General features: G+C 64.8%; 10 protein-coding genes. 1 reads left to right on the plus strand and 9 read right to left on the minus strand.

Annotated elements, in window-relative coordinates:
• Positions 1 to 14: 14 nt before the first annotated feature.
• Positions 15 to 3,440 (plus strand): GH92 family glycosyl hydrolase, encoded by a 3,426-nt coding sequence (locus EPB08_RS09995; protein ID WP_229238292.1) that lies wholly within the window; start codon positions 15 to 17, stop codon positions 3,438 to 3,440.
• A gap of 60 nt (positions 3,441 to 3,500) precedes the next feature.
• Here EPB08_RS09995 and EPB08_RS10000 read toward each other — a convergent pair whose 3' ends face one another.
• The 9 genes from EPB08_RS10000 to EPB08_RS10040 form a co-directional block, all read right to left on the minus strand.
• Positions 3,501 to 5,372: a cytochrome c/FTR1 family iron permease gene (locus EPB08_RS10000; RefSeq protein ID WP_324615227.1), complete on the minus strand. Its 1,872-nt coding sequence runs from the start codon at positions 5,370 to 5,372 to the stop codon at positions 3,501 to 3,503.
• 160 nt (positions 5,373 to 5,532) lie between these two features.
• Positions 5,533 to 7,170 (minus strand): 3-(methylthio)propionyl-CoA ligase, encoded by a 1,638-nt coding sequence (locus EPB08_RS10005; protein ID WP_130618937.1) that lies wholly within the window; start codon positions 7,168 to 7,170, stop codon positions 5,533 to 5,535.
• Positions 7,171 to 7,356: 186 nt separating this feature from the next.
• On the minus strand, positions 7,357 to 9,168 hold the full coding sequence (locus EPB08_RS10010; RefSeq protein WP_130618938.1) for a DUF1302 domain-containing protein: 1,812 nt from the start codon (positions 9,166 to 9,168) through the stop codon (positions 7,357 to 7,359).
• 405 nt (positions 9,169 to 9,573) lie between these two features.
• Positions 9,574 to 10,266 carry a DsbA family oxidoreductase gene (locus tag EPB08_RS10015; RefSeq protein ID WP_130618939.1) on the minus strand — a complete coding sequence of 231 codons (693 nt, stop codon included), beginning with the start codon at positions 10,264 to 10,266 and terminating at the stop codon, positions 9,574 to 9,576.
• Positions 10,263 to 10,814 carry an RBBP9/YdeN family alpha/beta hydrolase gene (locus tag EPB08_RS10020; protein WP_205746327.1) on the minus strand — a complete coding sequence of 184 codons (552 nt, stop codon included), beginning with the start codon at positions 10,812 to 10,814 and terminating at the stop codon, positions 10,263 to 10,265. The genes EPB08_RS10015 and EPB08_RS10020 overlap by 4 nt, the downstream gene beginning before the upstream one ends.
• Positions 10,815 to 10,846: 32 nt before the next feature.
• A complete protein-coding gene (locus EPB08_RS10025) occupies positions 10,847 to 12,166 on the minus strand; it encodes an MFS transporter (RefSeq protein WP_130619017.1) in 1,320 nt (439 codons plus the stop codon).
• A 116-nt stretch (positions 12,167 to 12,282) separates the two neighbouring features.
• Positions 12,283 to 13,341, minus strand: a complete 1,059-nt coding sequence (locus tag EPB08_RS10030) for a beta-keto acid cleavage family enzyme (protein WP_130618940.1) — start codon at positions 13,339 to 13,341, stop codon at positions 12,283 to 12,285.
• A 37-nt stretch (positions 13,342 to 13,378) separates the two neighbouring features.
• The gene (locus EPB08_RS10035; protein WP_130618941.1) at positions 13,379 to 14,227 is read right to left on the minus strand and encodes a TauD/TfdA dioxygenase family protein; all 849 of its coding nucleotides are present in this window, start codon (positions 14,225 to 14,227) and stop codon (positions 13,379 to 13,381) included.
• A gap of 9 nt (positions 14,228 to 14,236) precedes the next feature.
• On the minus strand, positions 14,237 to 15,217 hold the full coding sequence (locus tag EPB08_RS10040) for a quinone oxidoreductase family protein (RefSeq protein WP_130618942.1): 981 nt from the start codon (positions 15,215 to 15,217) through the stop codon (positions 14,237 to 14,239).
• Positions 15,218 to 15,258 lie beyond the last annotated feature (41 nt).

Here is a 15,258-nt window from a genome sequence, read left to right on the forward strand (position 1 = left end):
GAGGGGAGTGCGACATGAGTGATGCAACGACAGGAACGCGCCGTCCGCGCGGCAAGCAGGAAATGCGCCCTTGGCGCCACGTCGCCTGTGTCGCCGTGGGCACACTCTCGCTGGCGAGCCTGTCCGCTCTTGGAGCAACCGATACCCGCGCGTTCGCGACATCGTTCGAGACGGGGGATGCTGCACCGGTATCCAGCCGCGCTGAGGCTTGGCGTACCCGGATCGTGTCTGGTCCTGCCAAGGAAGAAGTACTCACCGCTCCGCCGGAGATGGGGTTCAGCGGAACCCATGCGTTGCGCTATGACGCCGATGCGACGCGCGAGCGTGCCGGGCGGCGCACGACCTTGTTCAAGGTGAAGCAGCCGATCACGGCGCAGACACACCTCTCCTATGTGCTGTTCCCGGTGCGTCCTGCGGATGGCCCGGGCGATGTTGCCCAGTACGTCGCGGTGGATCTGCTGTTCGACGATGGTTCGCGACTGTCCGCGCTCAACGCCCTGGATCACCATCGCGTGCCCGCCAATGCGTATGCCCAGGGCAGTTCGCGTGTGCTGCACGACAACCAGTGGAACGCACTCGACATCGACCTGGGCAAGGTCGCTGCCGGCAAGACCGTGAAGGCGATCGAACTGGTCGCCGACGCGCCGGCGGGTAGTGTGGCCTTCCATGGCTACCTGGACGATCTGTGCCTTGGCGACGTTGCGACGGTCGATGCGACGGCGGCGCCGCACAACTATGTGGATACGCGACGCGGCAGCAACGCGAATCCGCATTTCTCGCGCGGCAACAATTTCCCTGCGGTGGCCATGCCGCACGGCTTCAACTTCTGGACACCGACCACCAACGCGGGCTCCAACTGGATCTACCAGTACCAGGAGCGCAACGACGCGAACAATCATCCGCGCATCGAAGCGTTTGCACTGAGCCACGAGCCCAGCCCGTGGATGGGTGACCGCCAGACTTTCCAGGTGATGCCTGCCGCCGTGGCCAAGGGCGCGCCGCCGCTGGATCGCACGCAGCGCGCGCTGCCTTTCACGCACGACCACGAAGTGGCACGTGCGGATCTCTACCAGGTGACCTTCGACAACGGCCTCGTCGCCGCGATGACGGCCGCCGATCATGCAGCCATGCTGCGCTTCACGTTTGCGGGCGATCGCTCGCAACTGGTTTTTGACAACCGCGATGATCTGGGTAGCGTTGTGCTCGACTCCCCCTCGGCGAGCATCAGTGGCTACTCCGACGTTGCCAGCCGCCTCTCCACTGGCGCGACGCGGTTGTTTTTTTATGCGACCTTCGACCGCCCGGTGACGGAAAGCGGTCGACTTGAAGGGCAGGGACGTGATCACGTCGCTGCCTGGTACGGGTTCGACACCAGCAAGCAGAAGACGGTGACGATGCGCATCGCCACCTCGCTGATCAGCCTCGAGCAGGCCAAGCGCAACCTGGCGCTGGAGATCGCGCCGGGCGATACCTTCGACAGCGTGCAGTCCCGCGCGGCCGCGAGTTGGGACGAACTGCTCGGACGCGTGGAGTTGCCGGGTGCCAGCGCGTCCGACAAGCGCCAGCTCTATTCGAACCTGTATCGCGTGTTCCTCTATCCGAACGAAGCGTTCGAGAACACCGGGACGGCCGAGCATCCCGAGTACCGTTACGCGAGTCCGTTCTCCGCCAGGGCCAGTGCGGATACGCCCACGCAGACCGGTGCGCGCGTGCTTGCCGGCAAGCCTTACGTCAACAATGGCCTGTGGGATACCTATCGCACCGCCTGGCCGGCCTACGTGCTGCTTACCCCGCAACGCGCCGGCGAGATGATCGACGGCTTCGTGCAGCAGTACCGCGACGGCGGCTGGATTGCGCGCTGGTCTTCGCCGGGCTATGCCGACCTCATGGTGGGCACCAGTGCGGACCTGGCCTTTGCCGATGCTTGGAACAAGGGCGTGCGCAACTTCGACGTGCACTCGTTCTACGAGGCAGCCTTGAAGGACGCGACCGTGCTGAGCGACGTGCCGGGCGCTGGTCGCAAGGGCATCGCGCGCTCCGTCTTCCACGGCTATGTCGACAATGGCACCGACGAGGGCCTGTCGTGGTCGATGGCGGGATATCTCAATGACTTCGGCATCAGCGAACTGGCCCGGACGCTGGCCGGTTCGCACGATGCGCATGACCCCTACGCCAGCCACTACGCGGATGACGCGAATTATTTCCGTGGCCGCTCGCTGGGCTACGCCAACCTGTTCAATCCGGAAGCCGGCTTCTTCATCGGGCGCAAGCCGGATGGTACGTGGCGTACCGATGCCGCCCAGTTCGATCCGCTCGCCTGGGGCGGCGACTACACGGAAACGAATGCCTGGAACATGGCCTTCGAAGGCGTGCAGGACGTGCAGGGTCTGGCGAATCTGTACGGCGGTCGCGATGGCCTGATCAAGAAACTCGACGCCTTCTTCGCTGCCGGCACCGACTTCCATGTGGGCGCCTACGGTGACGTGATCCACGAAATGCTGGAGGCGCGCGATGTGCGCATGGGCCAGTACGGTCACAGCAACCAGCCTTCGCACCACATCCTTTACATGTACGACCTGGCCGGCCAGCCATGGAAGACGCAGGACAAGGTGCGCGACGCGCTGTCCCGCCTCTACGTGGGCGACGAGATCGGCCAGGGCTATCCGGGTGACGAGGACAACGGCGAAATGTCGGGCTGGTGGCTGTTCAGTGCGGCCGGCTTCTATCCGCTGCGCATGGGAACGCCCACCTATGCGATCGGCGCGCCGTATTTCCCGCACATGATCATCCACCTGGAGAACGGCAAGACGATCGACATCCAGGCGCCGGAAGTGAGCGACCGCAATCGCTACATCCAGGGCGTGACGCTCAACGGCAAGCCGTACGACAAGAACTGGCTCAATCACGCCGACCTCGCTGGTGGCGCCCAGCTGGTGTTCCAGATGGGTGCGCAGCCTTCGCATTGGGGTGAGGGTGCCGATGCCGGGTTGCCTTCGGTAACGACGGGCACCAAGCCGCCCGCGCCGTGGGTCGACCTGGCGGATGTCGCCAAGGGCAGCGTTACCGTCGAAGGTGATCCCGATGCCGCTCGTGCTCTCAGCGACAACACCTCCGACACCGAAGCCACGCTGCATGGCAAGCAGCCCGCCGTGCAGGTCAAGTTCGATCAGGCGCATCGCGTGGCGATGTACACGCTGACCTCGGCATCGAAGGCCGGCATGGATCCGCGTGAGTGGACGCTGGAAGCTTCGTCCGATGGCGTGCACTGGAAAACGCTGGACCACCGCCGTGGCGAAACCTTTCCGTGGCGGCGCCAGACGCGTGCCTTCAGCGTGGCACATCCGGGTGACTACGCCTATTACCGCTGGCGTGCCTCCACTGGCGGCAAGGACATCACGTTGTCCGAGATCGAGTGGCTGGGCACGGCGCAGGCTGATTGATGGAGCGTGCGCATCCCGTCGTTACATGGCGGGATGCGCGATGCGCGGTAAGTGCGCGGCTCAGGCCGTGCGTGCCCGCCACCGATTGATGGCAAATCCGGCTGCCAGCATCAGCGTCACGGCGAGCTGCGCCAGCAAGGACTGCCAGGTGGGATAGATACCCAGCCAGTCGATTGACGGAGCGGGCGCCACGGTGACCGCCGTCCATCCCGCTTCCTGCAGTGCGGCGACGCCCTTGCCGGTGAGCACCACCGCCAGCACGGCGATCACTGCCGAACTGATCGAGAAGAAGGTTCCCAGCGGAAGGCGCCGACTGCTGCGCAACAGCAGCCACGCGATGATGCCAAGCATGACGGCGCCGGTGAGCAGTCCCGCGAGCAGCCACACGCCCTGGCCTTCGTTCCACAGTGCCGTATAGAACAGGATGGTCTCGAACACCTCGCGGTACACCGAGATGAAGGTGAGGCCGAACACGAACCACGCGGATTTGCGATCCAGTGCCGTGGTCATCTTTGCCTTGAGATAGGCCTGCCAGCGTCCGCCAAAGCTCTTCTGGTGCATCCACAGTCCGACGCCGAGCAACACCGCGGCGGCGAACAGCGAGGACAAGCCTTCCGTCAGTTCGCGACTGGCGCCGCTGATGCTGATGGCGTAGCTGGCGATGCCCCAGGTGATGGCACCGGCGAGCAGGGCCAGGATCCAGCCGGCGTGCACGTAACGCGTCGCATCGTGGCGATCCGCCCGGCGTAGGAAGGCCAGCAGCGCGACTACCACCAGCAGAGCTTCCAGGCCTTCGCGCACGAGGATGGTCAGCGCACCGATGAAGGTAGCCGCAGGGCTGGCGGATGCGGCCGCCAGCATGTGTTCGGCCTGCTGCAGCATCGTATCGACCGCGTGTGCCTGGGCCGCGACGGCATCGTCGTTGCCGGTCTTCGACAGCGAGGTCCGATAAGCGCCCATCGCCGTCTCGATACGCGCGCGCAGTGCGCTGTCACGCGCGTCGAGGCGTGCCTCGACCGGTTCGATGCCATCGAGGTAGGAGGAAAGGGCGAGTTGCTGGGCTTCCTCGGCGGAGCCGCGGCGATAGGCGTCCAGGCTGGCCGAGAGTCGCGCGCGCGCCAGCGGCACGCCTTCGAGCGCCTGGTGCACGGCATCGGGATGGGCGCGCAGATAGCCGATGATCCGGCGCGCCTGTTCGGCGCCCACCGTTTCGGCAAGCTCGCTGACGCGAGCCCTCGCCAGTTCGCTGGGCGATGCAATGGCGCCACGGGCCTGCGTGCTGTGCGCCCATGCCTGGCTGCCATCCGCGGATGCCTGGGGATAGGCCAGCGTTCCTACGTAGTAGGCGAGCGCCCAGCGATCGTCGTCGGAGAGCGATGCCTTGTAGCTGGTCATCGGCGTATCGGCGACGCCCTGCGTGATCACTTCGTACAGCGAAAGCACGCTGCGTTGGTCGGCACGCGACTGATCGGTGAAGTCGATCGGGCGTGGCGTGAGCTTCACGCCAGCCGGGCCGTCACCGTGTCCGCTGGCACCGTGGCAGGCAGCGCATTGCTGCTGGTACAGCGTGGCGCCGCGTGCCAGGTCTGGCGCACGGGCAGGCGCGGTCGGCACGGGGTAGGCCTGCAGCAGGGCATCGGCCAGTGCGTGCGCCTGTCGGGCCACATCGGCTTCGGTTGCCTTGGCGTCGATCAGGGCGACCAGCTGGTCAGCCTGGGTGCGCAGGGTCGGCGAGGCGGGCGAGGGAGGAAGCGCCTCCACCTTGTCGCGCGCGTGGCGGGCAAACTCCCGCATCTCCTCGTACTCGGAGGCGCTAACGACGTTGCCCTGCCGGACGGCGCCGGCGTAGTCCACGGCGAGATAGTCGAGCATCTGCCAGGTCTGGCTGACATCGGGCTGGGTCGCTTCGTTGGCGTGGACGGGGAGCAGCACGGCCAGGAGCCCGAACAGCAGGATAGCGGCCGCCCGAGCGCAGATGCGATTCATTCTCATTAAGTGAGTTTACACCCGCCTTGATCCATTCGCGAGACGCGAGGCGTTACGCCACAGGCAAGCGTTGGGGCAGCGTTTGGCGGGTGGCGACGCGGACCGCTCAGGCCTGCTTTGGCGCGCCGGAGCTGCCGTAGTGGTCGCCGTACTGTTCCCTCAGCTTCGCCTTGAGCACCTTGCCGGTGGCGCCGAGCGGAAAGCTGTCGAGGAAGAGCACATCGTCCGGCTTCCACCAGCGCGCGAGCTTGCCGTCGAGGAAGGCGAGCAATTCGTCCTTCTCCAGCGTGCTTCCCGATGTCCTGGTGATGAGCAGCAGCGGGCGTTCGTCCCATTTGGGGTGGCGCACGCCGATGCATGTAGCGCTTGCCACGCCGGGATGAAGACAGGCGATGTTCTCGATGTCGATGGAGCTGATCCATTCGCCGCCGGACTTGATGACGTCCTTGCTGCGGTCGGTGATCTGCATGAAGCCGTCGCGATCGATTTTGGCCATGTCCCCGGTGGGGAACCAGCCATCGCGAAGCGGCTGGCTGGACGCGTCGCCGAAATAGGCGCTGGCCACCCACGGGCCGCGCACGAGCAGGTCGCCCACGGCTTCGCCGTCCCATGACAGCGACTTGCCGTTGGGGTCGACGATCTTCATGTCGATGCCGAACACGGCGCGTCCCTGCTTGGCCTGGACGGCGTAGCGGGCGTCTTCGGGGAGTGCCAGTTGGTGTGGCTTGAGGTTGCAGACGGTGCCCAGCGGGCTCAGTTCGGTCATGCCCCAGGCATGCAGTACATCGACCTCGTGCACCTTCTGGAACTGCGCAGCCATGGCCGTGGGGCACGGCGCGCCACCGATCACCGTGCGCTTCATCGACGAGAAGGCGCGGCTCTGTCCGGATACGTGCGAGAGCAGGCCTTGCCAGATCGTGGGTACGCCGGCCGACATCGTTACCTGTTCGGCTTCGATCAGCTCGTACAGCGACTTGCCATCCAGCGCCGGTCCCGGCAGCACCAGCTTCGCACCGACCATGCACGCGATGAACGGCAGGCCCCATGCGTTGACGTGGAACATCGGCACCACCGGGAGGATGGCGTCGCGTGCGGAGCAGTTGAACGTATCGGGCAGGGCGCCGGCATAGGAATGCAGTACCGTCGAGCGATGGCTGTAAAGCACGCCCTTCGGGTTGCCCGTCGTTCCCGAGGTATAGCAGAGCGACGAGGCCGTGTTCTCGTCCATCAATGGCCACTCGAAGTCACTGCTGTGACTGTCGATCAGGCTTTCGTAACACAGCAGCGAATCGTTGCCGGCCGGCATGTGCGAGGCATCGCACATCGCCACGAACAGGCGAGGCGTGGTCAGTCGTGCCTGCAGCGCCTCGATGATGGGAAGGAAGGTCAGATCGAAGAAGATCGCGCGGTCGTCAGCGTGTTCGACGATGTAGGCGATATGGTCGAGATGCAGTCGCGGGTTGATGGTGTGGAGCACCGCGCCGGAACCCGATACGGCGAAGTTGAGTTCCAGGTGGCGATAGCCGTTCCACGCGAGTGTGGCCACGCGGTCGCCGGGCTGGATGCCCAGGGCGGCGAGCGCGTTGGCCATGCGGCGCGAACGCACGCCGAGGTCGACGAAACGATAGCGATGAATGTCGCCCTCGACGCGGCGCGACACGATCTCCTGGTCGGCATGGTGTCGGGCAGCGTGCGTCAGCAGGGACGCGACAAGCAGCGGCTGCTGCATCATCAAGCCAATCATCGTCGGGTTCCGCATAGCAGGCAGGGGATTTGCGTGTGGCTCATTTCGTACGCCGGTATGGCGTATTGGCCCTTTTGATCGAGCGGTACTTCACCGGGTGGTTGCGTGAAGATCCCAAGGGCTTCTTTCATTACTGAAATCGCCCGGCACCGTCGCGTTTCGCGCGACAGTGCCGGGTGGGTTTCCTTAGAACGTGGTCTGGAACGTGAGGTCGATGTAGTTGCGGTCACGCAGCAACGAGGCCAGGCCTGCGCTGGAGGTGACCACGTCGGCCTGGTTGACCGCAAGCCGACCCACGTAGCCGATGTACTTCAGGTCGAAGCGGTACTTCTGGCGAACGTCCGCGCCGACACCGAAGGAGTAGTTGCCCATGCCCTTGTTGCCACCGAAGGTGACCGCGGAGTTGCCGGACAGGCCCATCGTGTAGGTCATCGGTGCGAGCAGGTCCACGCCCGGATAGACCTGGAACCAGGTCGGCGTGAAGCTGAGCTGCGTACCCGTGTAGTTCCTGGTCGGCTTGTCGATGCCGGTATAGCCGGGGCTGGTGCCTTCGAAGGCGTTGGGGTTCTGGGTGACCTTGTCCCAACGGCTCCACACGAACTCGACCACGTAGTTGGCGGTGTCGAAGACGGGCGTCTTCGGCACGACGCCGGCGAAGTCGGTGACGGCATGCCAGGTATCACCGCGTGCGCCGGCGACATTGCCGTCCGTCGGCATCGTGCTGATCGCGCCCACCACCTTGCCGGCCAGCGGCGCCGGCAGCAGCTGCACCGGAATGCTCACCAGCGGCATGTTGTGGCGGTAGTTCACCTCCGCGCTGAAGCTGACGCCGAGAATCTGCTTGGCGAAGCTTGCGCCGTAGATGTCGATGCCGTCGCCGTAAGTGGCCATGTACTGGCCGACGTTGCCAGCCAGGATCTGCGGCACCGAGGCCATCGCCGGGTTGATGTAGCAGAGGGTCGGGCTAAGCGCCTTGTAACCGAGCGCCTTGCACGCGGCGGCAGGCACGTTGGGTGCCACGGCCGGGGCCAGCATGAACTGCGGCTGGATATCGGAGGTGTTGCGATAGTAGAGGCCGATGGTGGAGTCGATGGCCTCCGGACTCCAGTGCATCGCCACGCCCCAGTCGCCCGTACCCTTCGGGGTGACGTCCTGGCCGCGCAGCGCGCGCTGGGTCGCGTTGATGTAGATCGACTGGCCGCCCTGCAGCACCGCGTCGTTCGGATCCATGTAGGAACCCGACTCGGGGTAGTAGACCTGTTCCCAGCCGAGGTAGTACTGGCCTTCGAACGAGAGCGTGGGCGTTGCCTGGATCTGTGCCGATACCTGCGGACGCGGGCGGAACAGTTCCTTGGCGGTGGCGCCCGGCACGGTGAGCAGCTTGCCGATATCGAGCGGCGACTGGCCGTAGCTCAGCGAGTGGATCGGGTTGAGCAGCGCCTCGCCCCAGAACAGGTCGTAGCGGCCGGCCTTGGTGTTGACGTTCACGCCATCGATGTCGAAGTTCGCGAAGGCGAAGGCGTCGAGCAGCTGGGCCGACGGGCCCTCGAAATAGCGCTCGGTGTAGTTGGGCAGGCCCAGCGCGGGCTGGCCATTGACGATGTGGTTGGACGAGCTGACGTGCGTGTTGTCCAGCGAGCTATAGGCGTTGTCGTACCAGCCGTCGGCGCTGATGCGGAAGCCGTAGTTCTTCTTGTAGACGAAGTCGAACTCGCTGATTACGTCAACGCGGTTCGTGACGATGGCATGGTTGCCAAAGTTGCGGTCGCCGTCGTCGTTGTTCGGGCTGTTGAGGATCGACTGTTCCTGGGAGTGCGCGCGCTGTCCGAGGTTGTAGCGGACGGTGTTGTCCCAGCGAATATCGAGGTCGGGATTGCCCGTATTGAATTCGACCGCGTGTGCCGCACCCACGGACCCGAGCGCCATCGCGACAGCGAGTGCCATCAGGCGGGTGGCCGGTGCGCCGCGGCGTTCGATCTCCCCATCAAACTTCTTCATGCAACTCTCCTCCCCCATGTGTTGTGCCGTGTCTGTCTTTCCGTTGCACGTCAGCACGGGTGGCTGGGATATCGCGCACGGAAATGTCTCGCCAGGCCGCCCCATGAAGTTCTCCCAAGCTGCGCGGCGAAACTGTTTCGGGTGGTTGCCACCGCCGGATTCGTGCAGTCGTCGGATGCACACCACATCGTGGTTTGCGCGGGGTGGTGATTCCCCTCCGGCGAAGCCTCCGGTGGTGGCTTCTGGTATGGCCAGATTCAAGCGGGCGACTGCATAAGGCCCCCCCCAGTCCGGTGGGGGCAGGTGCCGTGCATGAATCGCGCAGCGGCGTTGAGACGGAGGCATGCCTTACCTCTCGTCTTGCGACGAGGGAGGAATGCGTTTCGTTGTCGATCAACGCACTCGTCAGGGCGGCAGCGCAGCGAGCATGGCCCTGGCGAGCGTTTCCGGGGGCAGGGCGCCGGAGAGCGTCTGACGCCTGCCGAGTACGAATCCGGGTACGCCCGAGATCCTTTCGCGGCGGGCTTCGCTCTGCCAGTGTTCCAGTGGCGCGTCACGCATGGGTGATTCCATGCGCTCCAGGCTTGCCGCACGCGGCATGTCGTAGATCTCGCCGATATCGGCCAACACCTGCATGTCGCCGATGTTCATGCCACGGATGAAGTACGCCTGGAAAAGCTCGTCGATCAGCAGTGACTGGATCATCGCCCCGCCCACTTGGCCCGCATGCTCGACGAGGCGATGGGCGGCGGTCGTGTTGGGCATCCATTCGATGCGTTCGAATTCGAATCGAATGCCGTTGGCACTGCCTGCGTCACGAACCTGTTGGCGGCGGGCCTTGACGGCGTCCGCGCTGCCGAGCCGGTGAAGATAGAACGCTTCGTACGGCTTGCCTTCGAGCGGCATGTCGGGAAGCAGGGGCAGCGATTTCCAACGGACGTCGATATCGACGTCCGGATAGCCGATCGCCACCAGCTCGGTGGCGCGCTCGAGCTGGCGCTTGCCGATCATGCACCACGGGCAGATCAGGTCGAAGTAGAAGTCGACCGGAATGCGCTTGCGCGAGATCGTGGCGGTGACGTCGGCGAGTTCGCTCACAGGAGCGAATCGATCAACGTTTCGGCAGTCGGCCACGGACCGTAACCGGCGGCCGGATTGAGATGCCCGACGCTACCCAGTTCGATCAGCAGGCTGCCCCAGTCATTGGCGATATCGGCGGCGCGTGACGCGCTACAGAGCGGATCATTGGCGCTGGACGCAACGATGGAAGGAAACGGCAGCTTCGCGCACGGGATCGGCAGCCAGCCGTGCTCGCGCAGGGTGTCCATGGTCGGGTAGCCCGCGGGCATCGGCGACTCCAGGTCGGCCGGTGTCGCAAGCAGTGCACCATGGATGGGGCGGTGATGCGTCTGCGCCCAGTGCGCCGTAATCATCACGCCGGCGCTGTGCGCCACGAGAATCACCGGGCCGTCGATCGCGGCAAGCGCTTCATCGAGTGCCGCCACGCGGGCAGCGCGGCTCAGCTTGTCGTGTTCCAGCGGAGGCACGGAGCGTGCCTTGGGAAGCTTGGCCTCGAGCAGGGTCTGCCAGTGTTCCGCAACATGGTCGCGCAAGCCGGGGACCATGAGGATCGTCGGGGTCGTCACGAGGTTTATCCGTCGAATATGGGTGTGGATGGTCAGACTTCGGTCGCCAACGCCTGCTGCTGGACGCGTGCGATGTCCTGGCCGTAATGCGCGCGAGCGATCCAGAACGTCAGCGCCGCGAACAGCGCCATCAGTGGGATCACCTTGAACGCATCCAGCAATCCGACGCGATCGGCCAGCACGCCGGTCAGCAGCGGTCCGGGCGCGAGGCCCAGCAGGTTGTTGGCGAGCGTGAGCGTGGCAAAGGCGGTGGCGTGAATCGGCGTGGGCGTCAGATTGGCGACCATCGCGCCCGCCGGGCCGCAGGTGCCGGCCACGAGGAACATGCCCAGGCCGATGGCGACGAGCTGGTTGAAACCTGGCTTGAGCTGGAAAGCGACGCCGAGAATGATCGCGGTGGTCAGGCAATAGGCGATGGCCATCGCGAGCTTTCGCGGTGGCGAGTGGCGGCACACTCGGTCGGTGGCCACGCCACAGACCACCATGCCGATCGCGCCGATCAGCACGAATACGGCAGCGGTGACGCCGGCCTTGTCAGGCGTCATCGCGTAATAGCGGTTGAGGTAACTCGGCATCCAGGCGATGACCGCAGCCATGATGAACAGCTGCAGGCCGCTGCCGATATAGGCGCAGATGACCGAGGTGCTGGAAAACAGGCCGGCGAACAGGTTGCGCAGCGACAGGCTGAAGCCCGGGCGGCTGTCGCGCAGTTCCTTCGCGGCAGCCGAGCTGCCGCGCAACCGACGCTCGGTGACTGTCAGTGCATAGGTCACGACGAGGGCGGCACCGAAGATCGCCATGACGACGAACGCCGAGCGCCAGCCGAACTTTGCGGCGAAGACGCCGCCGAGTGCCATGCCGACCACCGAGCCGAACGCGCCGCCGGCCATGAAGGCGCCAGTCAGCGTGGAACGCAGATAGGGCGGGAAGATGCTGATGATCAATGCGATACCGACGCTGCCGTAAGCGGCCTCGCCGAGTCCGACGAAGAAGCGCGCGGTCAGCATCTGGCCGTAGTTGGTGGCGATGCCGCAGGCGAGCGTGGCGACGCTCCATAGCGTTGCCATCAGCAGGATGCTGCGCACGCGCCCCCAGCGATCCGCCATGACGGAAAGCGGGAAGGTGAGCACGCCCACCAGCAGCGCAACGATGCCCGAGAGCGAGCCAAGCTGCGTATCCGAAAGACCCCATTCGGCCTTCAGCAGCGGGAAGACGGCATTGAGCACCTGGCGTGACATGTAGTCCGACAGCAGCAACCCGAAAGTGAGCGCGAACACCAGCCAGGCGTAGACGCGTGGCTTGGTCATCGACGTGACCGTGGTGTCCAGTGTGGTTGCCTCGGCGTAGTTCATTCCCAAAGCGGTCTCCTCGCCGGCCTATGCCGGATGTGATGCCGTGACGGCTCGCGTCACGCTTTGACCGGCAAGGCGGGGAGCCGATGGCACCCCGCTTTGTCAGCCGTTACGACTCAGGCAGCAAGGTCGGCGAGACCCAGCTTTCCCGGCTTGCGGTTCGGCGAAAAGCCGTTGGCGGCCAAGGTCTCATCGATGGTGTCGTAGAACACGCCGATCTTCAGGATCTCGCGCGCTTCCTTGCCGTTGGCGATCTCGCGGCCGAATTCGCGCGAAATGCGCACCAGCTGTTCGATCTGCTCCACCGTGGTCATCTTGGCGGTACGCGACTGGTTCCACAGGTTGTCTTCGATGCCGCAGCGGACGTGCAGGCCCATGGCGATGCCCATCATGTTGATGGGGAGCACGTTGCGCATGCTGCTTTCGACGGTCAGCATCGTGCCGTCAGGAATGGCGCGCACGAAGTTGGCCAGGCTGTAGATGGTGGGCTGGTCCATGCCGCCGCCGATCGCGACCCAGTTGCACACCAGCGGGCCCTTGTAGATGCCGCGGCGAATCAGACGCTCTACCGTCTCGTAGCTGTTGATGTTGTAGAACTGGAACGCGCTCTGGATGCCGGCCGCGCTCAGGCGCTTGACGTGCTCCTCGATGAAGCCCGGGCCCGAGGGCACGATCATCTCGCGATAGGCTTCGTAGGTCTGCGGTTCGGCGATAGAGGTGCCGGCGAGGTCCGCCATCTCCATCTGCTCGACGATGTTCATCTGGACCGTATTGACGGTGACCGTCACCTGGTCCGGCTTGGGATCGAGTTCGGCCAGCATGTGGCGGGTGTCGTCTTTCAGCCACTTGGCGCTCGCGCCCTCGGTCTCCGGCGCGAAGGAGATCGAGCCGCCGACCTGGATGACCATGTCCGGCACCGCTTTGCGTACGCCGGCGATCAACTCATTGAACATGGAGAGGCGCTTGGAGCCCTTGCCGTCCAGCTCGCGCACGTGAAGGTGCAGCACGCTGGCGCCGGCGTTGTAGCAGTCGACCGCCTTCTGGATCTGCTCTTCCATAGTGACCGGGATGTCTTCCGGGAAATCCGAAGGAATCCACTCGGGGCCATAAGGCGCAGCGGTGATGACCAGCTTGTCCTGGTACTCGGGAAACAGCGAACCGTCGAGGAAATTCATGGCTTTGTCCTGTTGCTCTGTGGAGTAGGGATTCGGTTCAGAACGTGGCGTCGCCGACGATGCCAGCGCGCTCCATCTTTCGATGGCAGGGCGGGTAGTCCATGACCGCGTAGTGCTGGGTGGAACGGTTGTCCCAGATGGCGATGCTGTTTTTGCTCCAGCGCCAACGCACCTGGTATTCGGGGATATAGGCCTGGCTGATCAGGTAGTTCAGCAGGAGGTTCGCGCCAGGGTTGGCGTCCTGGCCGTAGCACACGTTTTCCTTCGTGTGGTAATTGGTGAAATGGGTGGTGAAGGCGTTGACGAACAGCACCTTCTCACCCGTTTCCGGATGCGTGCGCACCACGGGATGTTCGGCGTCCGGGAACTGCGCCCTCAGTGCATGGCGGCGCTCGATCGGCATGGCGGCGCCGAACGAGGCTTCGATGCTGTGGCGCGCATACAGGCCGGCAATCTGCTTCTTGGTATGCGCGGGCAGCATTTCGTATGCGGCCACCATGTTGACCCACATGGTGTCGCCGCCGACCGGCGGGCATTCCACGCAGCGAAGCACGCAGCCCATTGGCGGAATCTGGCGCCAGGTGGCGTCGGTGTGCCAGGCGTTTTCGTAGCGGTCCATCGGCGCGTCGGGCGTCTTGTAGATCTGCACCAGTCCCGGCGCATCCGGATGACTGGGTGCGACCGGATGGTCTTCCAGCTCGCCGAAGCGGCGCGCAAACGCCACGTGATCCTGTCGGCTGATGTCCTGGTCGCGCAAAAACAACACGCGATGCTTGAGCAACGCGGCCTTGATCTCGCCGAACAGGTCGTCGTTGTGGACGGCATCCGCAAGATTGACGTCGAACAGTTCGGCGCCGATGTTGCAGGTGAGTTGCTCGATACGCATGGGGTTGCCTCAGATGACGAAGATCGACGAGCCGGTGGTCTTGCGCGACTCGAGGTCGCGGTGTGCCTGCACGGCGTCTTCGAGCGCGTAGCGCTGGTTGATCTCGATCTTGATGCGGCCGGACGACACGTGGTCGAACAGCCTTTGGGCCAGCTCGGCCTTCTCGGCCGGGTCGGCGATGTAGTCGGCCAGGGCGGGACGCGTCATGTACAGCGAACCCTTCATGGCGAGGATCTGCGGGTCGAACGGCGGGATGGTGCCCGAGGCGGTGCCGACGCAAACCATCAGTCCGCGGCGGCGCAGCGAATCGAGCGAGGCCATGAACGTGCTCTTGCCCACCGAGTCGAACACGACGGACACGCCCTTGCCATCGGTGAGTTCGCGTGCGCGGGCCGCGATGTTCTCGTGGCTGTAGTTGATGACTTCGTCGCAGCCATGCGCACGCGCGACGGCGGCCTTCTCGTCGGTCGACACCGTGCCGATCACGCGCAGGCCAAGCAGCTTGGCCCACTGCGACACGATCAGGCCGACGCCGCCGGCGGCGGCATGCAGCAGGATGGTTTCGCCGGCCTGGAACGGGTAGATGCGGCGCATGAGGTAGGCCGCCGTGAGGCCACGCATGGTCATGGCCGCCGCCGTCTCGCAGCTGATGCCTTCCGGCAGGCGGATCAGCGGCGCAGCCGGTACCAGGCGGGCGGTGCTGTAGGCACCCAGCGTGTTGATGAAGCCGGTGTAGGTCACGCGGTCGCCGACGGCGACGTTGGAGACGTCCGGACCAATGGCCTCGACGACGCCGGCCGCTTCGACACCGATGCCGTTGGGCAGCGGAATAGGATAGGTGCCGTTGCGGAAATACGTGTCGGCGAAATTGAGCCCCACGGCCTGGTGGCGCAGACGAACCTCGCCCGGGCCGGGCTCGCCGACCTGGATCGTTTCGTAGCGCAGCACGTCAGGGCTGCCGGCTTCATAAAAACGGATGGCGTGTTCCAAAACGGGACTCCTTGGTTCAAAGCGCCGGCGCAGGGCGCCGG

The organism is Dyella amyloliquefaciens, assembly GCF_004296575.1.
GTDB lineage: Bacteria > Pseudomonadota > Gammaproteobacteria > Xanthomonadales > Rhodanobacteraceae > Dyella > Dyella amyloliquefaciens.

Bases quoted from the DNA above. Each gene is read 5' to 3' on its own strand.
- EPB08_RS10010 (WP_130618938.1), bottom strand. From the start codon at position 9,168: ATGAAGAAGTTTGATGGGGAGATCGAACGCCGCGGCGCACCGGCCACC.
- EPB08_RS09995 (WP_229238292.1), top strand. From the start codon at position 15: ATGAGTGATGCAACGACAGGAACGCGCCGTCCGCGCGGCAAGCAGGAA.
- EPB08_RS10030 (WP_130618940.1), bottom strand. From the start codon at position 13,341: ATGAATTTCCTCGACGGTTCGCTGTTTCCCGAGTACCAGGACAAGCTG.
- EPB08_RS10005 (WP_130618937.1), bottom strand. From the start codon at position 7,170: ATGATTGGCTTGATGATGCAGCAGCCGCTGCTTGTCGCGTCCCTGCTG.
- EPB08_RS10025 (WP_130619017.1), bottom strand. From the start codon at position 12,166: ATGAACTACGCCGAGGCAACCACACTGGACACCACGGTCACGTCGATG.
- EPB08_RS10035 (WP_130618941.1), bottom strand. From the start codon at position 14,227: ATGCGTATCGAGCAACTCACCTGCAACATCGGCGCCGAACTGTTCGAC.